The sequence below is a fragment of the Nonomuraea sp. NPDC005983 genome (assembly GCF_040614375.1).
Classification (GTDB): Bacteria; Actinomycetota; Actinomycetes; order Streptosporangiales; family Streptosporangiaceae; genus Nonomuraea.
The window spans coordinates 1-24,439 of the sequence record NZ_JBEXUP010000125.1 but is presented as its reverse complement, the minus strand read 5'-3'; the positions used below and the strand labels follow the sequence as shown (position 1 = coordinate 24,439).

Here is a 24,439-nt window from a genome sequence, read left to right as displayed (position 1 = left end):
GACCGCGAACCCGCTCCCACAGACACTTACCGCTTAACCTGCAGAAACAGGATCACTCGAAGATCGATTCATACACCACGTCCGTGGACGTGACCTCCCCGCTCGATGTCCTCGGCGTCGTACGTGCGCGGGTGCTCCCCGTACACGCGGGGATGGTCCCGTCGGCGAACTGATTGCCCACCTGCGGTTGAAGTGCTCCCCGTACACGCGGGGATGGTCCCACCGCAGCGTCCAGGGTGCGGGCGAACGCCTCGTGCTCCCCGTACACGCGGGGATGGTCCCACCGCAGCGTCCAGGGTGCGGGCGAACGCCTCGTGCTCCCCGTACACGCGGGGATGGTCCCGTCTTCCATCGACTCCCCCTGATGGACAACGTGTGCTCCCCGTACACGCGGGGATGGTCCCCGCGGCGCCCTGCTGCGGACCGACCTGCTCACGTGCCCCCCGTACACGCGGGGATGGTCCCAGCCGTACTGCATCCCCACCCGCTACGGCGCCGTGCTCCCCGTACACGCGGGGATGGTCCCGGCAGCACACTGTCAGGCGGCGCTCTCATCGTGTGCTCCCCGCGCACGCGAGGATGGTCCCAGCAGGTACTTGGCAGCCTTGGCCGCGTTGCCGTGCTCCCCGCGCACGCAGGGATGGTCCCGACCGCACCCAGTGGCGATCCCGATCAGGAGCTGCTCCCGCGCGTGCGGGGATAGCCCTACGCGGTGCGCCTCGTAGGCCCAGCTTTGCTGGGCCTACTGAGCCGCAGTCCTACACGTTGTCCAACTGGCCGACCAACGTGATCCCGGTTTCCACGAGGTAGCAGTCGCACGAGCCGCATCCGGGGGTCATACATCCTCCCTGAGGTAAGCGATATATCGACCATAGGACGGACACAGCCACAGCTCTTTAACCAGTACAGCTAGAGTGCCGTTCGCGTACCGTGCGCCGCGAAATACGCACAGGCCGCAGAATTCGATCGTCAGGCGCGTTACTGCAGATCAGCAGCAGCGGCGACGAGATGATCAAGTGCCGCGGAATCCCGCAATATTCCGCGGAATCCATGGCACACCACGATCACAACTCCTCGGATGCTTGGTCGTCGACGAGCAGTTCGACGCGATCGCCCCTCAGCACCCTGCGATGCTTACGCGGGCCTGGCGTGATCTCGAAGACCGGGACTCCCTCGGGAACCCCACCGAACTCCCTTAGTTCGTCGGGCGTGGCCAGGTCGCGCCGCTCCTCTGGCGTAGGCATCCGCGTGATCACGCGGGCCCCGGCGGGAACGCGATACGGCTCCCGCACCTGGTTACCAGTCACAAGCGAGCCCCGCTTGCGCACCGTGGTGATCCGACCCTCGGCACGTAGGAAGGCCAGCGCTTCCCGTACGGTGTCCCGCCCCACGTTGAACATCTGCGACAGCTGAGTCTCCGAGGGCAGCCACGCGCCGGCCTGATACCGGCCGGAGGCGATGTCGGCGCGGATCGCATCTGCGACTTGCCGATACAGAGGCACCCCAGAGCTGTAGTCGATCACACCACACAAGTCTCATGGGGCCATGTTGCCATGAGCCTTGTGGCCATGAGGCCCTAGACGTAGCCTGGGAGAACGCTACTCTCACGTTGTTTTTGAGTCGCAAACCCTCCCAAATCCAAGACGGAAGATCAATCACTCATGACTTCCCTGCTCAACGCTCTGCCCGACCCCGCCCTGCGCAGCTCGTTCAGGCGCTACTACGTCTGGCGCACTCTCGACGGCCGCTGGCGCGCGAGGCCGCTGACGAAGCTGTCGCCCGACGAAGTCGCCTTCGGCGTCCTGCCTGAGCTGAGCGCCGACTCGCTGACGCAACTGGCCGGCGCCTGTGTCTGGCAGACCAGCCGTCTCAACATCTGCCGCCGCCTCGCGGAGGTCCAGCGATGAACAAGCGCACCGCGACCGTGTTCGCCCGCTCCCTCTCCTGGGAGCCGTTTCGTAGGCAAGAACGCATCCGGGTCACGGAGACCTCGTGCTGTGGTGCGTACGAGTGGGCCTGCCAAGGCGGGCTCTTCCTCGTCCTACGCCACACTCCCCAAGGCAGCGAGGAAACCGCGAGAGGTCTCTACCGAAATGCTCGTGAGGTGTGGCGGCTCCTCCTCTTTTTGCACGACGAGGACCACAAGGCGGACCAAGTGAGGCGGGCTCGACGCACGAGAAGGCCACGGGGGAACCACAAGTCTGAGACGAGAAGGCCGAGAGACGCAGAAGTCCGGCAAGAAGCAGACACTGAGCGTCCTCAAGAGACGGAAGCATCTGGGCGCATCGGCCAAGGTTCAACGTGATCGCTTCGGGCGGTGCCGTCGCTGAACTCCTGATCCCGGCGCGACGTCGGCCGGCGGGGCGCGAGCCTCCTCCCCCGCACTCCCCCGGCCCTCGGCGCGCTGCCATCACGCGTCTACTCCCCCGACTGAGGAACTTGTCATGAACGAGAGTGCACATGACCACGCAGGCGAGCCGACCGGCTTGGGCGCCGGCCTCCACGCCATCTGGCAGACGTATCACGAGGCCAACGAGGCGATACAGGCCATGCCCGATCTTGGTAGCGCGTACGAGAGCGCGACAGGGCTGGCCGTCGCCATGCGCCAGATGGCCGACACCGCTGCGCTGACACGCGCCAGGATGGCGGCTCGGATACGCGACGCCGAAGGGCTGTCGCTGGCAGGGCTCGCAGCGAAACTGGGGATGTCAAAAGCTCGGGCCGACCAGCTCCTCAAGGCCGCACGCAGCGGATGACACTCGGCCGAATGTGCGGCTTTCTGCGGCGTTGCGCGGACGCCCGCCTACACGAGCACCAAGGTCGACCTGGCCGTCTGCCGAGAGGTAGCGCGGATACTGCGGATTGCGCGGCATCCGCACGAACCTCTGACATCAGCCGACGACTGTCACAGCACCCACCTCAGAGAACCCGCCGGCGCCACTTAACCAGCTATATCTGCGACAAGAGCGACGGAGAGGTCCGCGTAATTATCCTGCACGGATGCTCGCAGCCTGATTCCGCCCTCAAAAGCCTCTTCGACGGGCTGATCACTGACTCCAAGGGCCTCGCGCCAAGCCTCGAAGTCTTCTCGCCTCTGGGACATGTCCTCGGCATCGCAGCGCCCCGTCAGAGCGGCGCCGGACGCGTCACTGGCGATTGTCCAGCTGATCACCGGCAGCTTCTCGTTCGCGATGCGCGCGAGAAGCTGCTCAAGGACCTTGTTTGCGCGCTGCTGCACATGCAACTGATCGCGCGACGCTTCTGCCACTCTTACGCCTCCTCGTACCCGTCCACGGTCAACGCGCGGCTTGCCCTTCCGGGAGAGTGATCGGTTCCTCGCCGTGCTCGTGGTCGTACATGCCGGCGAGCGCCGGACGGAAGAGCGCGAGGTGGTCGGGCCATTTCCCGCAGAGAGCCGAGCGTGCGGCCGAGTCCGTCTGAAGCAGGAACTGCAGGTGCCGCAGGCCGTGCATGAGCACATCGATGTATCGCGGGATCGGGGCCTCTGTCGCCGTGACCTCGATTGGCTTCCCTACTGCATCGGGCAGCGCCGGGCTGATCGGTGCCGCGTTGGGCCACTTATCGCGTACGAATGCCTTGCAGCCGATGACGGCTACGTACGTGAGAACTACGGCGGTCTCCTCGGCGCGCCAGGAGGTGGAATGGAGCAGCTTGACGCCCGCCGAGGCGTTGTTCGCTTCGAGGAGGTCGGTGACGGTCGTGTGAGGGTCGCTGTCCTGGCGGACGGCCTCGGACCTCCATGCGTCGTTTCCGCTGATCAGCCATAGACCGACCTCGTCGGCCGAGACAGGCCAGACCTCGACGATTACCTCTGTCCGCTCAGTCACCGTTTTCCTCCGTCGCGTTTCCACGTTGCCCGTGGGCGTCCTTAGCGGTCTTGATCAGCTGGGCTGCGCGTGCTTTCGACACGCCGATGCGGTCAGCCAGGCCGGCCAACGACATCCGCTCCTGCTCAAAGATGCGGGCTGCTGAAAGTGCCCGTTGATCCGCTGAGGCTTCGAAGAGCCGCCTCACCGTCTCGACCAGCTCGGTCGCGCCGTCGTAGGCGCGGTTGTGGTCGGGTTCGGCATCGATCGCCGAAACTGCCGCACCGAAAGCGCGCTCGAGATCGGCTAGCGCGGACAGGACCGCCTCGCTCACGCCTTCCTTCGTCATGAGGGTCAGCGTACGCGCTTCGTCAAGGGGGGACTAGACACGCCGCGTACAGGGGGCCCTTGACGTTCGTGCAGGGGGGCCTATACGGTCTGTCGTGTAGCACCCCCTACACGGGCAGCCAACCAGGAGGAACCATGCTGATCCCTACGCCTCAGCGCTCTCGCATCGTGCCGACGCTGCTCGTGCTCGGTGCTCTGTTCTTCGTCGTCCGGGAGCCTGCGAAGGCGGCGACGATCGCCTCCAGCCTGATGGACGGCCTGATGAACGTCGCGAGCGCTCTGGCCACCTTCGTCGCCCACCTCAGCTAGCCAGCAACGCCAAGAGGGGCGGCCTCATCCGCCAAGACTCGACCGCCCCTCAGTACTCCCGCTAAGGAGCAAACCCATCATGACCTACAGGTCCACCCGCGCCAACGCGCATCCCGCTCACCTCACCTTCGAGCAACTACGGGCCGCCTGGCGCGTTCAGGGTGAGACGCCGCTCGCTGAGTGCGTCTACGACCCGGAGCTGCACGTCGGCCCGTCCGGCACGATCGAGGCCGCCGAGGAGCGCGCCGCTCGCGAGGACGTGGCGCGCGACGTCTGCGCCGCCTGCCCGGCTCTCCTCTACTGCGGCTGGTACGCGATGGAGACCCACCCCACGTCCGGCGTCTGGGCTGGCCGCACGCCCGCCGACGTCGACGACCTGGACGAGCTGGAGGCGGCGTGATGAGGAAGATCCGCGCCCGCTACTGGAACCCCGCCGGGGAGAGCTACGGCATCCCGACCTACCCGTGGCGGATGGCCCCGGCCCACCTGCTCACCCTGCGCCAGCTCACCGCCGCCGGGCTGCGTCCCGGCGGACAGGGAGTGCAGGCGCAGGTCCTCTGGGCGTCCCGCCGGCACGGCGCTCCTGGGGTTCGCGCCGCCTACCTGTACGACGTGCGGTTCGCGCTGCCCAAGCGCACCGCGACGCCGCGCCAGCGCGCCGCCCTCGGCAAGGCCAATGCCGCCCGCCGCACCTGTCCCCTGTGCCTGACGGATGTCGGCTACGTCCTGCCGCGCCACCTCGGCACGTGCCTGGACTGCGCGGAAGAGGTGGCCGCGTGAAGGACACTCCGCGAACGCTGACCGAGGGCGAGCAGACTGCCATTGCCGTGACCGCAGGGGTTACGGGAGTGCTCGGTTTGCTCGGGTTCGTCAACAGCTTCGCCCGCGTCGCCAACGCCGCCGCCCCGTCGTTCGGCTGGTTCGCCTGGACGGTGCCGCTCGGCGTCGATCTGGGGATCGCCGTCTTCTCGGCGCTCGACCTCGTGCTGGCCCGGCTCGGGATGCGCCTGCCCTGGCTGCGGCTCATACCGTGGGCCCTGACCGCCGCGACCGTCTACCTCAACGTGGCCGCCTACCTCGGCGCGACCGGCCGCCCCGACTGGTTCGCCATCGTGGCTCATGCGGTGCTGCCCCTGCTGTGGGTCATCGCCGTGGAGGTCGGCGCGCACGTCGTCCGCAAGCGCGCCGACCTGTCCAGGCCGGACCGCATGGACGGCATTCGCCGCTCCCGCTGGCTGCTGGCCCCGCTGACCACGCTCGCCCTGTGGCGACGGATGGTGTTGTGGGAGGTCCGCAGCTACCCCGAAGCCCTCGGCCGCGAACGTGATCGCATCCTGGCCAAGACCGAGCTTCAGGACCGGTACGGCAGGCTGTGGCGCTGGAAGGCCACTCGCCGCGAGCGCGCCCTGTACCGCCTCGGCGAACTCGCCCCCAAGAACGCACCCGTCCGAGTGCAAGCCCTTCGGCTCAACCAGGCACTCCTGCCCGCGCTTGGCAAGCGCACGGCAGCTGCCAGCAGGCGCGACCGCTCCACGAAGACGACCGCGCCCCCAGCAGTCGACGACCTTATCGACCTCGGCAGGCGGACCGCAGCCGACTTGGCAGCACAGGGCCAGCCATTGACCCGTGACCGCCTGCGCGACGCCATCCGCAGCACCGGGCAGACCATCTCGACCGACCGCGCCGGGGCGCTGCTGGCCCGCCTGCGCACCGAGGCTCACGCCATAGCGGAAGGCGAGGCCGCCTGATGAGCCTGCACATCACCGACACGCGCATGACCTCTGACCTCTGCGCCGACGTAGCCGAACTTCAGGACGGGCGCTGGCTCGTCACCGGATACCCCGGACGGACCTTCGACCGCAACCAGGCCATCGCCGCTCTGATTCTCGCGGAGGTGCTGGCCACTGACCCGTCGCCCCGCGGCCGGATGCGGCTGTTCGTCCGCAGCTGGTGCGACGAACTCGGCATCCCTGAGCGGGACGGACCGCACGGTCCGACCGCGTGAATCCGCATCCATAGCCCGCCGGACGAGCGCCGGTCCGACCGCCCATCGTCCCTGACCGCCACCACGGGGCGCGGCCCCATCCGCCAAGACAACGGCCGCGCCCCACAACCCCGAAAACCGCATGGCAAACGAGGTGCCACACATCATGACCCACGATCCGGACAACCCTAACGACCACCCCGAGCACAAAGGCGCGGACGTCGTCCACCTGTCCGCCGTCCGCGCCGGACGCCACCCGTACCAGCCCCTTGAGGACGAGCAGACCGCCAGCCAGGACGGACCGGTCCTGGAAGGCACCCTGCTGCGCGTCGACCAGCCGGGAGGACAGCGCAGCGATTGGCGTACAGAGCTGGAGGAGAAGGCGCGCACCCGCCGCCCTGTCATCCCGCTGTGGCTGCGCTCGCGGGCCGAGGCCCAGGAGACGTTGCGTTGGGTCGGCAAGCACTACGTCCACGTGGCGGGCTTCCAGATCACGCGCGTCCCGCTGTACGCCGGGCGGCTGGCCTTCCGGTCCCCGCGCGGCCTGGCCCGCCTGGTGGCCGGCATGGTCCGCTGGACGTTCGACCTGGAAGGCGAGCCGGTACGGCTGAGCGCCGTCCAGAAGGCGGACCCCGAGAGCTACCTCAAGTTGAGCAGGCAGCGCGATTCCCGCGTCCGCCTGAGGGTGTCGCTCCTCCTGCTCGCCCTGATCACGCTGCTGCTGGTTGCGCTCGTCGTGGCCAACGCCACCAGCCCACAGCAGTGGGGAGCGCTCGCCGTGGCCCTGGCCGTGCTCGGCGCGCTCGGAGCGCCACCCGACCGTCCGCTGATCAACCGCGCCGTTCTGCCGACCAACGTGGAGAAGCTGACCAGCGACATCGTGGTCCGCGCGCTGACCTCGATCAGCGTGTCCGGCATCAACGCCAAGAACCCCGAGATCCGGTTCGTCGCCCCGATCACCCGCGACGGCCCCGGCTGGCGGGCAGACCTCGACCTGCCGTACGGCGTCACCGTGGCCGACGTCCTGGACAAGCGCGACCGGCTCGCCTCGGCGCTGCGCCGTCCCATCGGTTGCATCTGGCCCGAGGGCAATCCCGCCATCCACGAGGGACGGCTGATTTTGTGGGTCGGCGACAAGGACCTGTCCAAGACCACCGTGCGCTTCGCCCTGGCAAAGGCTGCCAGCCACGACGTGTTCAAGGGCGCCCCGTTCGGCAACGACCCGCGCGGACGCGCCATCACCGTGCCGCTCATCCAGCACAACGTCCTGATCGGGTCCCAGCCCGGCCAGGGCAAGACCGCCGCCGTCCGGACCCTGGCCGGCAGCGCGGCCATGGACCCCACCGCCGAACTCTGGATTCACGAGCTCAAGGGCACCGGCGACCTGGACCCGCTGGAGAAGAACTGCCACCGGTACGTGTCCGGCATCGAAGACCCGGCCATCGCCTACGCCGCCGACTCCCTGACCCTGCTACGCAAGGAGGTGATGCGGCGCGCCGCCGCGCTCAAGTCGCTCCCCGCGGACCTGTGCCCGGACAAGCGCGTGACCCGGCAGATCGCTGACAAGCGCTCCATCGGCCTTCACCCGCTGGTGGCGATCTTCGACGAGTGCCAGAACCTGTTCGCCCACGCCGAGTACGGCCAGCAGTCCGGCGAGGACGCCGAGTTCATCATCAAACTCGGCCGAGCCCTGGGCGTGGTGCTGATCCTGGCCACCCAGCGCCCGGACAAGCGCAGCCTGCCGACCGGGGTCTCGGCGAACGTGTCCATCCGGTTCTGCCTGCGGGTCGGTGGCCAGACGGAGAACGACATGATCCTCGGGACGTCGTCCTACCAGAACGGCATCCGCGCGACCACGTTCGTTCCCGAGGCGGACGCCGGGATCGGCTACCTGGTGGGGGCGACCCCGGTGCCCAAGGTCGTCCGCACGGCCTACCTGGACACCCCGGCGACGCAGCTCATCGCCGACCGCGCCTACGCGCTGCGCAAGGCGTTGGGCACGCTCTCCGGGCACGCCCTCGGCGAGCAGCCCGAGGCCAGCATGCCCGCGTTCGACCTCCTGGCCGATGTCCTCGCCGTGGTGCCGCCGAGCGAGCCCAAGGTCTGGAACGAGGTGGTGGTCGACCGCCTGACCGAGCTGCGTCCCGAGGTCTACGGGCCGTGGGCCTCGCTGGAGGGCGGCGCGAAGACGGCTCAGCTCACCACCGCGCTCAAGCCGTACGGCGTCAGGACGGGCCAGGTGTGGGGCGCCATCGGCGAGGGCGGCAAGGGCGCGAACCGCATGGGCATCGTCCGCGACGACGTCAGCGCTGCTCTCACGGAACGTGACCGATCTAGGGGTTCCGGCGCTGCCTCGTAACCCTCGGACAGCCTCTAGACCTAGAGGCGGCTCCCTCTAGGTCTAGAGGGTCTCCTAGACCCCGAATCCGCGATCTACCAGCGGTCTAGCGCCTAGACCCTGTCTGCGAGAAACCCTCGAAACCGGCCCTGGAGGCCTCTGTGATCGCTGCTGTCGCCCTTCTAGTCGCCTGCGCATTCACCATCACCGTCTGTTACATCGGCTTCTGTCTCGTCTTCCCGTGGGGGACCTGCGTCCGCTGCGCGCCGGGCGGCAAGAACCGCACCTGCCGCGCCTGCAACGGCACCGGGATGCGGCCCCGTCTCGGCTGGCAGCTCTACGTCTACCTGCGCCGCCTCTACCGCTGACCTTCCGTAGGAGCACCCGTGCACGACCTCACCCGCTACGCCCTGGCCGCCGCCGCCCGCGGCTGGCCGGTCTTTCCGCTCACACCTGGCGACAAGCGTCCCCTGCGCGGCTTCACCGACTGGGAGCGCCAAGCCACCACCGACCCCGAGCGTATTGGCCGAATGTGGGCGCGAGCACCGTTCAACATCGGTATCGCGTGCGGCCCGTCCGCGCTCGTGGTGATCGACCTGGACGTCCCCAAGCCCGACGAACAGCCGCCGAGTGCATGGGCGCTGCCTGGTGTCCACGAGGGTGCGGACGTCCTTGCTGTGCTGTGCGAGCAGGCCGGCCAGCCGTTGCCGCTGGAGACCTTCACCGTCCGCACCCGGTGCGGCGGCACGCACCTGTACTTCGCTACCCCACCCGGCGTCGACCTCGGCAACACCGCAGGCAAGCTCGGCTGGAAGATCGACACCCGCGCGCACGGCGGATACGTGGTCGGCCCCGGCAGCGTCGTCGACCTGCCTGACGGCACCGGCCCGTACGAAGTCCTCCACGCGCCGACGCCCGCGCCGCTGCCCGCGTGGCTGGCAGAACGCCTCATACGGCCGACGTCGACCAGCGCGTCTGCGGGGGCTGTGCTGGCCGCGTGCGGTGGTGATCACGCCGCCGGATACGCCCTGACCGCGCTCCGCGGCGAGGTCGAACGGGTTCTGGCGGCTCCGCACGGCGCTCGCAACAACACCCTGAACACCGCCGCTTTCGCCCTCGGTCAGCTGCTCGTCGCCGGACTTGTCCCGCGTCACCTGGCCGAAGCGTGCTTGCAGACCGCTGCCGAGGCCATCGGCCTGAGCCCGCGCGAAGTCTTCGCCACCATCCGCTCCGGGCTCAACTCCGGGCAGCGCCACCCACGGAGGGCAGCCGCTTGACCACCACCAACACACACCAGCACGCCGCAGACGCCATCCTGACCAGCCTCGGCGCGGCCGACCAGCTCGCTCAACTCCACCAGCCCGTCTGGGAGACGCCCGCACCGCTCGGCCAGCGCGGCGAACTACCTTCCTTCCCCGTGCACACGCTGCCTGCATGGGTTGCCGAGCACATCAGCGCCGTAGCGGAAGAGACACAGACCCCGCTCGACCTGGCGGGCTGCGTCGGCCTGGCAGCTCTCTCCACCGCCGCCGGCGGGCGCGCGGTGGTCAACGTCCGGGGCTCCTGGATCGAACCAGTCAACCTGTTCGTCCTGGTGGCCATGCCGCCCGGCTCGCGGAAGTCCGCCGTGTTCCGCGCCATGACCGCGCCCCTGGCACGCGCTGAAAGAACCTTGCTGGACCGGATCGGACCACAGATCACCGAGGCCGAGGTGTCCCGGCGCCTGGCTGCGGATGTCGCTGAGAAGGCTGCCCGCACGGCAGGCACGGCCCATGGTGAGGCAGCACCGGACGCCATCGCCGAGGCTCAGAGCGCCGCCCTGGCAGTGGAGGACATCAAGGTCCCGGTCAAGCCCCGGCTCGTGGCGGACGACATCACCCCGGAAAGCGCCGCCAGCCTGCTCGTCGAGCAAGGCGGACGCCTGGCCGTCCTCAGCGCCGAGGGCGGCATCTTCGCCACCCTGGCCGGACGCTACTCCGGCACACCCAACCTCGACCTGTTCCTCAAAGGCCACGCCGGAGACCCACTCATCATCGATCGGCGAGGCCGCACCGAACGCGTCGACCACGCCGCACTCACCATGGGCCTGGCCGTCCAACTCGAGATCATCGCCGACATCGCCACCATGCCCGGCTTCCGTGGCAAGGGCCTGCTCGGACGCATCCTCTACAGCCTGCCCAAGAGCAATATCGGCTACCGGCGCATAGACCCGCCATCCGTACCCGAGCAGGTCGCCGCCCGCTATGACGCCAACCTGCAACAGCTCACCATCGGCATGCACGGCTGGGACGACCCGGCCCGGCTCGTCCTCGCCCCCGAAGCCGCTGAAGTCTTCACCGAACACCGCCGCAGAACCGAAGCCCGGCTACGCCCGGACTCCGGAGACCTCGGCCACATCACCGACTGGGCCGGCAAATTCGACGGCGCCGTCATGCGCATAGCCGGCCTGCTCCACCTGGCCGCCCACGTCGAAGACGCCTGGCGACACCCCATCACCACCGACACCGTCAAAGCCGCCATCACGCTGGGCGAATACTTCACCGCCCACGCCCTGGAGACCTTCGACGCCATGGGCGCAGACCCTGACATCGAAGCCGCCCGCACCGTCCACGCCTGGCTCCACCGCACCGGCACCGCCCGTTTCACCGTCCGTGAGGCGTTCACCGCCCTCCCACGCAGCCGCTTCCGCAAGGTCACGGAGCTGGAACCCGCGCTCGACCTGCTGGAACAGCTCGGCTGGATCCGCCGCGAACCCGACCCACCACGCACTGGCCCCGGCCGCCGCCCTTCACCGGCCTACGCCGTCCACCCCAGCCTTCACCAGCACGCTTCTTGAGAAGGACACGCCCTTTGAAGACAACAACCCGCACCGACGAAAAGCTCACCGTCTCCGAAGTCTGCGCTGAACTCAAGATCGCCCGATCCACCTTCTACGACTGGCGCGCCAAGAAACTGGCACCCCGCTGCATCACCCTCGCCAACCGCGAACTCCGCATCCGCCGCTCCGAACTCGACCGCTGGCTCAACGAGCGAGAGGACGCCGCCTGATGAACGGGACCTCCTACAGCGTGCGCTTCTGGAAGATCAAGAGCTACAAGGGGCGCAGAGTCACCACGCACTACGTCCGCTGGGTCGTGGAAGGCCGTGAGTGGAAAGAGCCGTTCCGCACCCTGGCGCACGCCGAGAGCTTCCGCGCGCAGCTCATGACCGCCGCCCGGCAGGGTGAGGCGTTCGACATCGAGACCGGCCGCCCCGTCTCATGGAAGCGTGAGGAGAACATCCTCACCTGGTACGCCTTCACGCTGGCCTACGTCGACGCGAAGTGGCCCTACGCTGCCCCGAACCACCGCCGAGGCATCGCAGAGGCGCTGACGGACGCCACCGAGGCACTGCTCGCCAGGGAAAACGGCGCACCTGACCGGGAGAGCCGACGCGCGGCACTCCGCTGGGCCTACAGCGACCGCATCCGGGACAAGAACGAGCCGCCCTCGGACCTCGTAACGGTAGTCCGCTGGCTGGAAGCCAACACCACGCCCATGGCGGCGCTCGAACAGCCCGGCAAGGGTGCCGTACTCACGCGGGGTGTGCTCGACAGAATCAGCCGGACCAAGGACGGTAAAACGGCCGCCGCCAACACCGCCAACCGCAAGCGCATGTGCCTCAACAACGCCATGGAGTACGCCGTTGAAATCGGCGCGCTGTCCGGCAACCCGCTCAAGGCCGTCAACTGGACCAAGCCGCGGACGCTCGCCACCATCGACCCCCGGGTGGTGATCAACGTGGATCAGGCCCGCCGCTTCCTCGCTGCCGTCCAACGGCGCGGCAAGCGCGGCGAACGCATGAAGGCGTTCTTCGGCTGCATGTACTTCGCCGCCCTGCGCCCGGAAGAGGTGGTGGACCTGCGCGAGGATCATCTCGTCAGCCTTCCCGAGGGCGGCTGGGGAGAGATGCGGCTCACCAACGCCGAACCCCGCGCCGGCAGCCGCTGGACCAACAGCGGCAACGTCCGCGAACGCCGCGAACTCAAACATCGAGCGGCCGGCGAGACCCGCCATGTCCCGATCCACCCCGAACTCAGCGCGATGCTGCGCGAACACATCCACCAGTTCGGCACCGGCCCCGGCGGGCGCATCTTCATCGGCCCGCGTGGCGGCCTGATGACCGACCGCGCCTACCTCAAGGTCTTCCACGAGGCCAGAGCAGAGGCATTCACCGAAGCAGAAGCCAAGTCGCCGCTCATGGACGTCCCCTACGCCCTGCGCCACGCCGCCGTCTCCACCTGGCTCAACGCGGGCGTCCCCGCACCCCAAGTCGCCGAATGGGCAGGACACAGCGTCAACGTCCTACTCCGTGTCTACGCCAAATGCATCCACGGACAACAAGGCGAAGCCATGCAACGTATCTGGGACGCAACCAAACCCTAAAGGTCAGCCGCTACATCGTCCGTGGCCGTCGACTGCCAACGACGCGCCTGAGCAACCGGACACGACAAGGAGGGCCCTTCACCATGTCCCTGGCGAGCGCCCTCTTTCGTCCGGTGGGGGCGAGGCTCCAGGCTGGGTAGGCTGAGCCGACAGCCTGCGCCCCTTGCGCGATGGAGACCGAAATGTCCGCCTCTTTGAAAGTGCTCGATTTTGGCCGCTGCGGCCGATAACGGCGCAGGTCAGGCAGTGTGCTCCCCGCGCACGCGGGGATGGTCCCCGGTTCGTCCAGTAGGTGGGGAAGCCGCGGGTGTGCTCCCCGCGCACGCGGGGATGGTCCCGTCCAACCGCCGGCCAGGGCAAGCGAGCTGTAGTGCTCCCCGCGCACGCGGGGATGGTCCCGAGAACGAGAAGCAGAGCTCATAGGTACTGAGGTGCTCCCCGCGCACGCGGGGATGGTCCCGTCGGCTCGACCGTGAACGTCGACTGTGCGGTGTGCTCCCCGCGCACGCGGGGATGGTCCCAAGGCCGCGAGCAAGGCTGTGCGCGCCGCTCAGTGCTCCCCGCGCACGCGGGGATGGTCCCTGCACCTCTTGCAGCTTCGGAATGAAGACGTCGTGCTCCCCGCGCACGCGGGGATGGTCCCATCACGTGGGCGATGTCGTCGGGCGTGGGCGGGTGCTCCCCGCGCACGCGGGGATGGTCCCGTGGCTCCTACGCCCTCCCCATCGAACATGTCGTGCTCCCCGCGCACGCGGGGATGGTCCCATCCTGGAGCGGATCTACGGCTTCGGCGTGGCGTGCTCCCCGCGCACGCGGGGATGGTCCCGAACCAGTCAACTACGGCACCTCCCAGGGGCCGTGCTCCCCGCGCACGCGGGGATGGTCCCCATGCCTCGCCGCGCATCCGTTCGCGCCACTCGTGCTCCCCGCGCACGCGGGGATGGTCCCTTGCCGATCGCCCAGTCCTTGGCCTGGCCGAAGTGCTCCCCGCGCACGCGGGGATGGTCCCGGCAGGGCGCCCGTCGCGCTCTTGACGATCCGGTGCTCCCCGCGCACGCGGGGATGGTCCCACCTCGGCGGCGTCGTCGCGTGACGTCATGATGTGCTCCCCGCGCACGCGGGGATGGTCCCCTGTCGACGAACGTCGTCGGCTCCATGTACGGGTGCTCCCCGCGCACGCGGGGATGGTCCCGCCGCGTAGTCCTCTAGCGTCTGCGGCACGGTGTGCTCCCCGCGCACGCGGGGATGGTCCCCGCTATCTGCTCGCCGCGATGGCCGGGCTCTTGTGCTCCCCGCGCACGCGGGGATGGTTCCGGCACACAGAGGTTGATGTTCACGGCGTCCCAGTACTTCCCGCACGCGCGGGGATGGTCCCCGTCGAACCCGAGCGCGATCGCCGCCCCCGGACGCGCGGGGATGGTCCCAGGATCGGCTCCTACTCGGGCACCGTCGCGTTGTGCTCCCCGCGCGCGGCGATGCCCGCCGGGAGCGTTCTTGGAGGAGTTGAAACCGCTCGTGACCAGCGCCTTGCGCGTCCGCAACACCAAGGTCAGCAAGGTTGAGATTCATCTGGTTCGCTGGGGCTGACCTACAAAGCTCTGGTCGCTCGATCGACTGCCGCCTTGCGTTGCTGTGATGTAGATCACTAAATATGCCTTCGGTGGACAGGCGCCCTCCATGACATCGCACTTGACCAGCACACATGATGTTTGTCTTTGACCACTTGTTAACTGTGAGCGTTGGGTAAGTCACGCTCCCATCGTTGACCGATCTTGGTTTGTCGATCACATTCCCATTGATCGTCCTTATGTCTGCTTTAGACGCGTGAAGGCCTCTTTTCCCGAGGTCTGCGTCAGCGTGCCCTGAAGGGATGCGGGATGCGGAGTCGACGGCTGCCGGTGTGGTTCGCGGCGCTCATTGTGGGACTTTCGGCGTTGGTGCTGATCTCGAGTGTCGGGGTGCCGGATCGGCTGGTGGAGCAGGCCGCGGCGTCCGCGCCAGATCCTGAGCAGTCGGTGGACGGCCGACCCGTACCGGCTAAGAAGGCGGCCAAGGGCGCGGAGGCGTCCGCGCCAAAGGTGGAGCAGCGTAAGCCGGTGTGGCCGAAGCCTGGCAGCGCCGAGGTGACGGTTCCCGGCATCGGCAATGCCGTCGATGCCGGGACGTTGCCGGTCAAGGTCGGCCAGGTCAAGGGCGTCGAGCTGGACAAGGTGAAGGTCGAAACCCTGTCGCCGGAGGTTGTGCGCACGCTGGGCGGGTTCGGGATCGCCGCCCGGTTGATGCGTGCCGACGGAGGGACAACGCCCGGAAAGGTCCGGGCGCAGTTCTCCTACGACGGGTTCCGGGACGCATACGGCGGCAACTTCGCCAGCCGCCTGCAACTGGTGCGCCTGCCGGCCTGTGTTCTTGAGGCGCCGCGCCCGAAATCGTGTGTGGTGCGTCCGAGTGTGGTGCCGTCGGTCAACGATGTGAAGACGGGGACCGTGACGGCGGAGGTGGAGGCGGCCCCAGCCAACGCCACCCCGGCAGCGGACAAGCCGACGACGCAGGGCAAGGATCGCAAGGCCGCGGCCGAGCAGGCCGCGGAGGCGACACTGGCGGCGCAGCTCGCAAGTGGGTCGGTGTATCTCCTGGCGGGCGGGCTGACCGGCCCGGACGGTAACTGGGGCGCCACCGATCTGAAGCCGTCCGGGACCTGGCAGGCGGGCACGTCCGGCGGCGGGTTCGACTACGACGTGCCGCTTCCCGAGCCGCCGTCGGTGGCCGGCAACGGGCCTGACCTGTCGCTGCAGTACGAAGCGTCGTCGGTGGACGGGCAGGGCCGGTGGACCAACAACCAGTCCGGCCTGGTCGGCGTCGGCTGGGACCTGAACGCCGGGTTCATCGAGCGTCGCTACCGCCGCTGCAACGTCGACAACTTCTACGACGACAACACCGCGGAACTGATCTGGACCGCCAAAGAGAACGGGATCAGCGGCAAGGCACTGTGCTGGGAGTCACCAGACGAAACCGACGGCGACACCACCACAAACGACAAGTCGCAGTCGGAGCTGGTGCTGAGCGCGGGCAGCCGATCGGCGCAGATCGTCAAGGACCGCACCTCGGGCGGGTGGAAGACGGTCCCGGATCTCGGCTGGAAGATCGAGCAGGTCGCGGGCGGGGCTGACGCGCAGCCCTACTGGAAGGTCACCGACCAGAAGGGGCAGGTCTGGCGCTTCGGCTACAACAAGGACGCCCAGTGGCAGGTGCCCTACGTCGGCAACGACTCGGGCGAACCCTGCTACGACCGCTACCTCAACAACGCGATCCCGCCGACCTGTACCGGGGTGTGGCGCTGGAACCTGGACCAGGAGATCGACCGCAACGAGAACGTGATCGACTACTCCTACACCCGGGAGACCAACTACTTCTGCCTGCCCTCCTGCGCGCACGAAACGTACAAGGTGCTCCCCTACGACCGGGGCGGCTTCCTGGCCAAGGTGAGCTGGGGCCACAACACCCAGGTGGCCGGCAGCACGCCGACCGCTTCCACCAGCTTCAACACTGCCGAGCGGGACGGCGGCGACGTCCCCACCGACCTGCACTGCACCCAGGCAGTCGGCTGCACCAACAACGCGATCTCGTTCTACTCCACCCGCAAGCTCACCTCAATCACCACAGAAGCGCTGAACCCGACCTCGGGAGGCTGGGACCCGGTTGACCGGCTGGACCTACGGCAGACGTGGATCTACCAGCGGACCGACTCCGGCCCCGCGCACGACCCCGTGATGTGGCTGGACACCGTCCAGCAGACCGGCGTGGCCGCCAGCCCGCAGGTGACGTTGCCGCCGCTGGACTTCGACGCGGTGATGCTCGCCGGGAAGATGGACTACGTCAACAACTCCGACTGGGTCGATCAGGTGTCCTGGCGGATGGTGCCGCGCATCGCCGCGATCGGCAACGGGATGGGCGGACGTACCGAGGTCACCTACGGCCAGGCCGACCCGTGCGGCGGCGGCAAGGGCCGCGACGGGACCAACTATCTGAGCGACAAGGTCGGCGACTGCTATCAGGTTGACCAGGGCAGCGACCCCGGGTCCGGCTACGAGGCCTGGTCGCGCTTCTACAAGCAGCTCGCCGTGAAGGTCGTCGAACGCGACATGGTAGGCGCCTCCCCGGACATGGTCCACGAGTACGAGTTCATCGGCAGCCCGCGCTGGACGAACCCGATTCAGTTCGCCGAGCCGAACCAGGCGCCGCCGGCCTCGGACTGGCGCGGCTACAGCCAGGTCCGCACAATCGACGGGACGGGCAGCGACCCGTCCGGCTACACCGTCACCACCCGCACCTTCCTGCGCGGCACCGGTGAGACGGTCACCGCCTTCGACGGCGCCACCGTCGTGGACCAGACGATCCTGCAGGGCAACGTGTTGCAGGAGCAGTCGTGGAAGATGACCGCGCTCAGCCCACGCGCCTACACCGAGGTCGACTCCACCCGGTACGAGTACACGATCCAGACCACCGGCAACGGCCCCGGAACCATGGACCCCGCCCTCGTCCTGCGCACCCGTGAGCGCTCCCGGGACAAGGTGAGCGACGGCAGCTGGCGCTACACCGACGAGAAGACCGCCTACAACGCCGACGGCCTGCCGATCAAGGTCAACGACTACGGCCAGGACGGTGTCACCACCGATAACAAATGCATCACCACCAGCTACGCCCGCAACACCGACCCTGGCCAGTGGTTACTCGACTTCCCCTCCGTGATCGAGGAGCGGTCCGGTGACGACTGCGCGGCCGGCACGCTGATCGGCAAGACGATCAACCTGTACGACCTGGGCACCGACCCGGCGACGAACAAGCCGAGCGACGGCAACCCCACCGAGGTCCGCTCCTACGCCGACACCAGCACGATCTCCACCGTCAAGGCGACCTACGACGAGTACGGCAGGCAGCTCACGAGCGTGGACCCGCTCGGCAAGACCACCTCCACCACCTACACCCCGGCCGTCGGCTGGCCCGCCACCGGCGTGACCACGACCAACCCGCTCGGCCACACCGTCACCGCCCGCCTGTCCCACGTCCTGGGCGAAGCGATCGCGGTCACCGACCCGAACGGCAAGACCACCGAGATCGACTACGACGCGCTCGGCCGCACCACCGCGCTGTGGAAGCCAGGCCAGCCCCGCAGCGGCGGCACCCCCAGCGCCACCGCCGCCTACACCATTGCCTTCGACGGATGGCTCGGCCAGCCCACCGCACCCGTCAAGACCACCGTCAAACAGCTACTGACCGGCACCGGCACAGGCGCCAAGTGGACCACCACGCACAGCTACGACGACGGCCTCGGACGGACCCGCGAAGCCCAGACCGACTCACCGTCGAGCGGGCGCATCGTCACCGCCACCACCTACGACGCCCGCGGCCTCACCGCCGCAGTGTCGGAGCCGGTGCACAACACCGACCAGCCCGGAAGTGGCCTGCTCAACCCGGCGCTGACCAGCCTGCCGCAGTGGACCAAGACCGTCTACGACGACCAGGAACGCCCGGTCACCTCCATCGCCTACCACCTCGACACCGAGCTACGCCGCACCAGCACCGCCTACCCCGGAGCTGACCGCACCGAGGTCACCCCGCCAGTCGGGGGCAAGACCGCCACCGTCACCGACGTCTTCGACCGCACCGTCAAGGTCGAAGAGTGGTCCGACACCACCACTCACCAGGACTCCAGCTACGGCTACGACCTGAGCGGCAACCTCACGAAGATGACGGACGCCAACGGCAACGTCCGCACCTACACCTTCGACTGGCAGGACCGCCGCACCGCCGCCACCGACCCCGACGCCGGGAACTCCGCCTACGGTTACGACCCGGCCGGCAGGCTCGCCTGGAGCATCGACGGCAAGAACCAGAAGATCTCCAACACCTACGACGACCTCGGCCGCCGCACCATCCAATGGGCCGGAGAGCCGAACACCGGCACCAAGCTGGCCGAGTGGGGCTACGACACCGTCGCCAAGGGTGAGCTCAGCGCCGCCACCCGCTACACAGGCGGACAGGCATACACGCAGTCGGTTGCCGCCTACGACAACGACTACCGTCCCACCTCCACCAAGGTCACCATCCCCGCCAGCGAAGGCGCCCTCGGCCGCGACTACACCTTCACCTCCACCTACGACGCGGCCGGCAACCTGCGCGAGCAGGCCCTCCCCGACGCCGGCGGACTAGCCACGGAGAAGCTCACCTACTCCTACACCGACCTCGGCTTCGCCAAGGCTCTCACCTCCGACCTGGGCGGCGGGTTCACCTACGTCAAGGACACCACCTTCACCCCCACCGGCAAGCTCGCCACCCGCTCGCTCGGCGCAAACGGCCAGATCAAGCGCGTCCTCGAACGCGACGCCACCACCGACTGGCTGTCGAGGGTCTTCACCCAGTCCAAGGCCGACACCTCAACCCCGGACACCGTCCAGGACGACCGCTACAGCTACAACATCGCCGGCAACATCACCCGCGTCCTGGACGCCGCCTCGGCCATCCCCGGCACCACCGACGGCCAGTCCGAATGCTTCACCTACGACGGCCTGCTACGCCTGAAGACCGCCTACACCACCACGGCGACCTCCTGCACCGGCACCGGCGACAGCAAGGGCATCGACCCCTACAACCAGGCCTACGCCTACGACAAGGTCGGCAACATCACCAGCCTGACCGACAACGGCCAGACCGCCACCTACACCTACCCCGCCGCCGGCCCCACCGCTGTCCGGCCCAACGCCGTCACCTCCATCACCCGCCCCAGCGGAACCGACACCTACGCCTACGACAACGCCGGACAGCTCTCCGCCCGCACCGTCGCCGGCAAACAAGCCACCTTCGACTTCGACCAGCTCGGCCAACTCACCCAGGCCACCGTCGACGGCAAACAAACCTCCATGGTCTACGACGCCGACGGCCAGCGCCTGATCCGCCGCGACCCCGACGGCAGCACCACCCTCTACCTCGGCTCGATCGAACTGCGCCTGGCAAGCGGCCAGGTCGCAGGCAAGCGCTACTACAGCGCATCGGACGGATCCCTGGTCGCCATGCGCGACGCCACCAGCGTCACCTGGATGCTCGACGGCCAACACGGCAGCACCCAACTCGCCATCAACGACACCACCGGCACCGTCAACCGCGAACGCTACCTGCCCTTCGGCCAACGCCGCGGCGGAGACGACCTCCCCTTCACCGACCGAGGCTTCCTCGGCAAGATCGAAGACGCCTCCACCAGCCTCACCTACCTCGGCGCCCGCTACTACGACCCCACCATCGCCAAATTCATCTCCACCGACCCCGAACTCGACCTCCGCACCCCCGAATGGGCCAACCCCTACAGCTACGCCGCCAACAACCCCATCGACCAATCCGACCCCGACGGCCGCCGCGTCGACACCGGCAACGCCAAATCCGACGCGACCTTCGCCGAAACACACCACAGCAGCGGCAAGAAGAAAAGCCACCGCGAAAAGGAAATCCACAGGAAGCGCCAAGAAGAATATAAAGAGAACGCACGGATAGAGGCCAACCGCAGGCGTTACCGGGAAGAAGCTCTAAAGAAGCAAGCAGACATCGACTACAGAACCGCCCTAGAGCAGATACCGGGCATGGATGATCGCCAACCAATGTACAAGCTCCCCGTCCGAAATATACGCATAACCAAACTCCCTAACACAAACAGCAAACCATTCGAATCAAGTACTCGACCGTTCAAGTCAAGTAAACAAAAGAATATTCTCCCTTCGAAGACAACATCGAAGCCTTGCAGCAGCTTCGTTCCTGGCACCAAAGTCCTGATGGCCGACGGCGCCTACAAATCAATTGAAGATGTCAAGGTCGGCGATAAAGTCGTCGCCATTGACCCCGCAAGCGGCAGAGCTGACGCTAAGCCTGTTATTGCGCCAATCACGAGCAAGGGAATCAAAAATCTCGTCCGCATCACCGTCGACCACACCGACAACGAAGATCACAAGCATGGCACGGTGGTCGCGACCGATACCCATCCGTTCTGGGTGCCAGAGCTACGCGACTGGGTAGATGCGCGAGACCTGCAGCCCGGCATGTGGCTTCAGACATCCTCCGGCACATACATCCAGATCAGCGCTATCACAAAGAGAACAGCCGCGAACCAGCGCGTCCACAACCTAACCGTCGCCGATCTGCATACGTATTATGTGCTGGCAGGGGCCGTACCGGTCTTGGTTCACAATGCCAACAGGCCGTGCGGAACCAAGGCGCTGGAAGACGGCGATTGGCAGCACATCGTGGATCGGCATCGCCCTGGCGGAACCCTGGTTGACGATGAGTCAGGTATTTTCACAGGTAAGGCTAAAGAGGTTCGTAAGCGAATAGCTGAAACCATTGACCGAGGCGCAGCTAGGGCGAACACCCCAGACCCTGTTACGGGAGAAAAGCGCCCCGGACAAATTTATGAATGGGACTTCGGAGTCCCCGTCGGGAAGGCAGGGCCAAAAAACGGCAAGGGCGAGCTATCACGGATCGCCGTTGTCGTGAACGATGGTAAGGTTGTGACAGCGTTCCCGTACTAGACGAGCAGCGGTAAGATGAGGAAACGATGATACGCCTCTCTTTCGAGGCCCCGAGCCCCGGGTCGCCTTGGCGCAAGACTTGGAGCAGCACCAGCCAGGTCGACCCGGCAGGAATCAGCGAGATGGAGCTCCGCTACAAGTACTTTGGAGCAAACGTTGAGCTGATTGTTGATGATATCGAGATCATCTCGAAGAAAAAATTTGTGACTCTCGTGGATCTGGCCTTGTCCGTGTCCCATGCAGCAAAGCGCCTCTCATCAGGGGAGGATGCGGCGCTCGGCTTCACTGAAAGCGAGGAGGTTATTCTCCTGCGCCGTGATGGCGATCTAGTTACGATTAGTTCATCGAAGCGGCATTGGCGGGTTTCCGCGGTACACGAGGAACTCTCGGATGCATTCAATGGGTTCGTGCGGCAGGTGCATTCTCGTCTGATCGACGATATTCCCGAGTTGGCCGCGAATCCAGTAATTCAGCGATTGTCTACGGAGTAGCAGGATCATTCCAGTTCTCGCTCAAGTAATCCAGGATGTGGGAGCGGGGTGGCGGTCGAGGCTGCGCCGGACGCGGTCGTAGGTACGGAGTCGGCGAGGCTCATGGCATCTTGGAGTGAGAGTCAACTTTGGATAGGCCGATCCGACCAGTCTGCGCTCCCTTCGTAGCGAGGAGCCTGAAATGACCGCCTCTTTGAAAGTGTTCGATTCCGACGCCGCCCGTCGATAGCGCCACAGGTCAGGAAGCGTGCTCCCCGCGCACACGGGGATGGTCCCGCGGCGGGCCTGCTTACCCCGCTCGGCAAGCTGTGCTCCCCGCGCACACGGGGATGGTCCAAGCCCCAGCCCCAGCCCCAGTGGCTGGGGCTTTCTCTAGTGCTCCCCGCGCACACGGGGATGGTCCCCGATGCGGTGGCCCTCATCGTCCACACAGGTGGTACTCCCCGCGCACGCGGGGATGGTCCCGGGAACCACGTCTTACGTTCCTGGGCTAGCTCGTGCTCCCCGCGAACGCGGGGATGGTCCCAGCCGCAGGCGCGCCGGAATGGTCGGGTAGGCGTGCTCCCCGCGCACGCGGTGATGGTCCCTCTTGGCCTCGATCCAGTCGGCACTAGCTGAGTACTCCCCGTCCGGGGATGCTCCATGACAGCGCCCGCCGCCTCCCGTGAGAGGCGGCGGGCGCACTCCCCCTACAAGAAGGGCCATACGGCGGCAACTGGGATACCGCCAAGCTCTGAAAACTTGGCCGCGTATTTGCCGTGGATGCCCGTAGGCCATCGGTGATGACCATGGACGGCCGGACACAACGAGAGAGGCCCCTCACCGCGTTTCCGCTGGTGAAGGGCCTCTTTCTGCTGGTGTGGCAGGTGCAAGGTTCGAACTTGCGTAGGCTGAGCCGACGGTTTTACAGCTCGTGACCGTTACGGCGGGCGCATGGCTTTCTACCTGGGGCGGAGCGATACCGGCGCTCCCCCGCCGTCATGATCATTGCACGTATATTGCATGGCTCCCAGAGACCGCGCTGTGCGTACGCTGCTTTCGTGGATAGAGAGACGCTCGTTCAACTCCTCGATAGCGCAGGAGGGGAAGCAGGCCATGCGTGCCGTCGGGCGCTCGCGGCTGGAACGTACTTCGAGATATGGCCGGACCCGGTCGAGGCGCTCCACCTGACCAGGACTTATCAGCGTCGCGCACGTCTTACCCACCGGCTAGAGATCCCATCCCTCGGCTTCGAGGAGGCGGTCGCGCAGCTCAGCTCCTGCGGATTGCAGCACCTCATCCTGGGCATCGTGAAAAGCACAGATCCCGCCTACCACTTTCAGCTCTTCCTATCTCCCGACGCATCACGTGTGGTCGCTTGCCTTGGCGTCAGCCAGCGGGCGCGCTAGGCGCACCACCCCTGACTGAGATCACCCCGGTGCTGGAGGCCGCGCTGGCGGCATGGTTGTACGGTGGCCGCCATGGATGCGTCATATGCCGCTGATGCTCGCAGGATCTGGCAGACCCATGTACCACGTCGGGGCCAGGCGGACAGCGTTCAAGGCGAGCTGTTGCGTGCGGTCGAGAAGCTTCGAGATGAGGCTCAGCGCAACGGCAACATCGACTGGGACGAGCACCATGAACGTCTCCTGGCCTACCTGCGCGAGACGCTCACCAGGTCGGGGCTATTCACCGAGGAGACCTTGGCGGAATTGGCCATGGACCTGGATCGCCTGGCCGACTTTGAACGCCCCCTCACCAATGACGCGCCTTTCGACCGCATCACGTACCGCGTCGTGGACTGGTGCCGCGCCCAGCCCGAGCCGGTTCGGCATGAGCCGGATCCACATCTGCAGCGATAAGCATGGCCTCGCGTGATCGGCAGAGATCAGCCACGTTCTCCAGTGAGCCAGGGTGAGGAACGAACCCTGGATCGTCGATCGCCCCCAAGCACGTACGGCGGCCAGCCATGCAGGGGCGATCGTAGGGCTGCATCTGTAAGGCGGCGCGGCAACCTCGGTCGGTGCGTTCGGTCGGTACGGCGGGGCCGGCGCGCGGTGCCCGGCCCGGTGTCCCGCCGCCGTCCAGGACCGGCCCCCAGGCCCCGTCGCGTTCCTCGACGACGACGCGGTCGCCGATCCCGGCTGGCTGGAGGCTTTGGAGGAGGGCTTC

The 24,439-nt window shown here is 67.1% G+C and carries 20 protein-coding genes and 2 CRISPR repeat arrays; of the genes, 16 read left to right on the top strand and 4 right to left on the bottom strand.

Going from position 1 to position 24,439, the window contains the following annotated elements; all coding sequences use genetic code 11:
- Positions 1-1,064 precede the first annotated feature (1,064 nt).
- Positions 1,065-1,523, bottom strand: coding sequence for a GntR family transcriptional regulator (locus tag ABZ297_RS36520; protein WP_355356086.1), 459 nt, complete (start codon positions 1,521-1,523; stop codon positions 1,065-1,067).
- Positions 1,524-1,661: 138 nt separating this feature from the next.
- Between ABZ297_RS36520 and ABZ297_RS36515 the strand changes: the two genes are divergently transcribed.
- Positions 1,662-1,907 carry a hypothetical protein gene (locus ABZ297_RS36515; protein WP_355356084.1) on the top strand — a complete coding sequence of 82 codons (246 nt, stop codon included), beginning with the start codon at positions 1,662-1,664 and terminating at the stop codon, positions 1,905-1,907.
- Positions 1,908-2,444: 537 nt separating this feature from the next.
- On the top strand, positions 2,445-2,756 hold the full coding sequence (locus tag ABZ297_RS36510) for a hypothetical protein (RefSeq protein ID WP_355356082.1): 312 nt from the start codon (positions 2,445-2,447) through the stop codon (positions 2,754-2,756).
- 185 nt (positions 2,757-2,941) lie between these two features.
- On the opposite strand, the gene ABZ297_RS36505 is transcribed toward ABZ297_RS36510, so the two are convergent.
- The 3 genes from ABZ297_RS36505 to ABZ297_RS36495 are packed head-to-tail and all read right to left on the bottom strand — an operon-like array spanning position 2,942 to position 4,176.
- Positions 2,942-3,268, bottom strand: coding sequence for a hypothetical protein (locus ABZ297_RS36505; protein ID WP_355356081.1), 327 nt, complete (start codon positions 3,266-3,268; stop codon positions 2,942-2,944).
- Positions 3,269-3,296: 28 nt separating this feature from the next.
- Complete coding sequence (locus ABZ297_RS36500) at positions 3,297-3,872, bottom strand: hypothetical protein (RefSeq protein WP_355356079.1); 576 nt, start codon at positions 3,870-3,872, stop codon at positions 3,297-3,299.
- The gene (locus ABZ297_RS36495; RefSeq protein WP_355356077.1) at positions 3,841-4,176 is read right to left on the bottom strand and encodes a hypothetical protein; all 336 of its coding nucleotides are present in this window, start codon (positions 4,174-4,176) and stop codon (positions 3,841-3,843) included. The genes ABZ297_RS36500 and ABZ297_RS36495 overlap by 32 nt, the downstream gene beginning before the upstream one ends.
- A gap of 134 nt (positions 4,177-4,310) precedes the next feature.
- On the opposite strand from ABZ297_RS36495, the gene ABZ297_RS36490 reads away from it, so the two are divergent.
- The 14 genes from ABZ297_RS36490 to ABZ297_RS36425 all read left to right on the top strand — a co-directional run bounded on the left by ABZ297_RS36490 (position 4,311) and on the right by ABZ297_RS36425 (position 24,129).
- Positions 4,311-4,484: a hypothetical protein gene (locus ABZ297_RS36490; RefSeq protein WP_355356075.1), complete on the top strand. Its 174-nt coding sequence runs from the start codon at positions 4,311-4,313 to the stop codon at positions 4,482-4,484.
- Positions 4,485-4,563: 79 nt separating this feature from the next.
- Positions 4,564-4,884 carry a WhiB family transcriptional regulator gene (locus ABZ297_RS36485; RefSeq protein ID WP_355356073.1) on the top strand — a complete coding sequence of 107 codons (321 nt, stop codon included), beginning with the start codon at positions 4,564-4,566 and terminating at the stop codon, positions 4,882-4,884.
- A complete protein-coding gene (locus tag ABZ297_RS36480; RefSeq protein WP_355356071.1) occupies positions 4,884-5,264 on the top strand; it encodes an RRQRL motif-containing zinc-binding protein in 381 nt (126 codons plus the stop codon). Before ABZ297_RS36485 ends, ABZ297_RS36480 begins: the two co-directional genes overlap by 1 nt.
- Complete coding sequence (locus ABZ297_RS36475; RefSeq protein WP_355356069.1) at positions 5,261-6,232, top strand: DUF2637 domain-containing protein; 972 nt, start codon at positions 5,261-5,263, stop codon at positions 6,230-6,232. The genes ABZ297_RS36480 and ABZ297_RS36475 overlap by 4 nt, the downstream gene beginning before the upstream one ends.
- Positions 6,232-6,489 (top strand): hypothetical protein, encoded by a 258-nt coding sequence (locus ABZ297_RS36470; protein WP_355356067.1) that lies wholly within the window; start codon positions 6,232-6,234, stop codon positions 6,487-6,489. Before ABZ297_RS36475 ends, ABZ297_RS36470 begins: the two co-directional genes overlap by 1 nt.
- A gap of 145 nt (positions 6,490-6,634) precedes the next feature.
- A complete protein-coding gene (locus tag ABZ297_RS36465) occupies positions 6,635-8,827 on the top strand; it encodes a cell division protein FtsK (RefSeq protein WP_355356065.1) in 2,193 nt (730 codons plus the stop codon).
- 140 nt (positions 8,828-8,967) lie between these two features.
- On the top strand, positions 8,968-9,174 hold the full coding sequence (locus ABZ297_RS36460; RefSeq protein WP_355356063.1) for a hypothetical protein: 207 nt from the start codon (positions 8,968-8,970) through the stop codon (positions 9,172-9,174).
- 18 nt (positions 9,175-9,192) lie between these two features.
- Entirely contained in the window at positions 9,193-10,083 is an 891-nt protein-coding gene (locus ABZ297_RS36455; protein WP_355356061.1) for a bifunctional DNA primase/polymerase, read from the top strand.
- Positions 10,080-11,642 carry a YfjI family protein gene (locus ABZ297_RS36450; protein ID WP_355356059.1) on the top strand — a complete coding sequence of 521 codons (1,563 nt, stop codon included), beginning with the start codon at positions 10,080-10,082 and terminating at the stop codon, positions 11,640-11,642. The genes ABZ297_RS36455 and ABZ297_RS36450 overlap by 4 nt, the downstream gene beginning before the upstream one ends.
- Positions 11,643-11,656: 14 nt before the next feature.
- Positions 11,657-11,854, top strand: coding sequence for a helix-turn-helix domain-containing protein (locus ABZ297_RS36445; RefSeq protein ID WP_355356057.1), 198 nt, complete (start codon positions 11,657-11,659; stop codon positions 11,852-11,854).
- 20 nt (positions 11,855-11,874) lie between these two features.
- The gene (locus ABZ297_RS36440; RefSeq protein ID WP_355356055.1) at positions 11,875-13,230 is read left to right on the top strand and encodes a tyrosine-type recombinase/integrase; all 1,356 of its coding nucleotides are present in this window, start codon (positions 11,875-11,877) and stop codon (positions 13,228-13,230) included.
- Between the two features lie 248 nt (positions 13,231-13,478).
- Positions 13,479-14,654: direct repeats of the CRISPR family, unit length 29 nt; unit sequence GTGCTCCCCGCGCACGCGGGGATGGTCCC.
- 453 nt (positions 14,655-15,107) lie between these two features.
- Positions 15,108-21,797, top strand: a complete 6,690-nt coding sequence (locus tag ABZ297_RS36435; protein ID WP_355356053.1) for a polymorphic toxin-type HINT domain-containing protein — start codon at positions 15,108-15,110, stop codon at positions 21,795-21,797.
- Positions 21,798-21,919: 122 nt separating this feature from the next.
- A complete protein-coding gene (locus ABZ297_RS36430; protein WP_355356051.1) occupies positions 21,920-22,288 on the top strand; it encodes a hypothetical protein in 369 nt (122 codons plus the stop codon).
- 247 nt (positions 22,289-22,535) lie between these two features.
- Positions 22,536-22,875: direct repeats of the CRISPR family, unit length 29 nt; unit sequence GTGCTCCCCGCGCACACGGGGATGGTCCC.
- An 864-nt stretch (positions 22,876-23,739) separates the two neighbouring features.
- Positions 23,740-24,129, top strand: coding sequence for a hypothetical protein (locus ABZ297_RS36425; RefSeq protein WP_355356049.1), 390 nt, complete (start codon positions 23,740-23,742; stop codon positions 24,127-24,129).
- Positions 24,130-24,439: the final 310 nt, after the last annotated feature.

Bases quoted from the DNA above. Each gene is read 5' to 3' on its own strand.
- ABZ297_RS36435 (WP_355356053.1), top strand. From the start codon at position 15,108: ATGCGGAGTCGACGGCTGCCGGTGTGGTTCGCGGCGCTCATTGTGGGA.
- ABZ297_RS36495 (WP_355356077.1), bottom strand. From the start codon at position 4,176: ATGACGAAGGAAGGCGTGAGCGAGGCGGTCCTGTCCGCGCTAGCCGAT.
- ABZ297_RS36515 (WP_355356084.1), top strand. From the start codon at position 1,662: ATGACTTCCCTGCTCAACGCTCTGCCCGACCCCGCCCTGCGCAGCTCG.
- ABZ297_RS36465 (WP_355356065.1), top strand. From the start codon at position 6,635: ATGACCCACGATCCGGACAACCCTAACGACCACCCCGAGCACAAAGGC.
- ABZ297_RS36480 (WP_355356071.1), top strand. From the start codon at position 4,884: ATGAGGAAGATCCGCGCCCGCTACTGGAACCCCGCCGGGGAGAGCTAC.
- ABZ297_RS36430 (WP_355356051.1), top strand. From the start codon at position 21,920: ATGGAGCTCCGCTACAAGTACTTTGGAGCAAACGTTGAGCTGATTGTT.
- ABZ297_RS36510 (WP_355356082.1), top strand. From the start codon at position 2,445: ATGAACGAGAGTGCACATGACCACGCAGGCGAGCCGACCGGCTTGGGC.
- ABZ297_RS36485 (WP_355356073.1), top strand. From the start codon at position 4,564: ATGACCTACAGGTCCACCCGCGCCAACGCGCATCCCGCTCACCTCACC.
- ABZ297_RS36470 (WP_355356067.1), top strand. From the start codon at position 6,232: ATGAGCCTGCACATCACCGACACGCGCATGACCTCTGACCTCTGCGCC.
- ABZ297_RS36490 (WP_355356075.1), top strand. From the start codon at position 4,311: ATGCTGATCCCTACGCCTCAGCGCTCTCGCATCGTGCCGACGCTGCTC.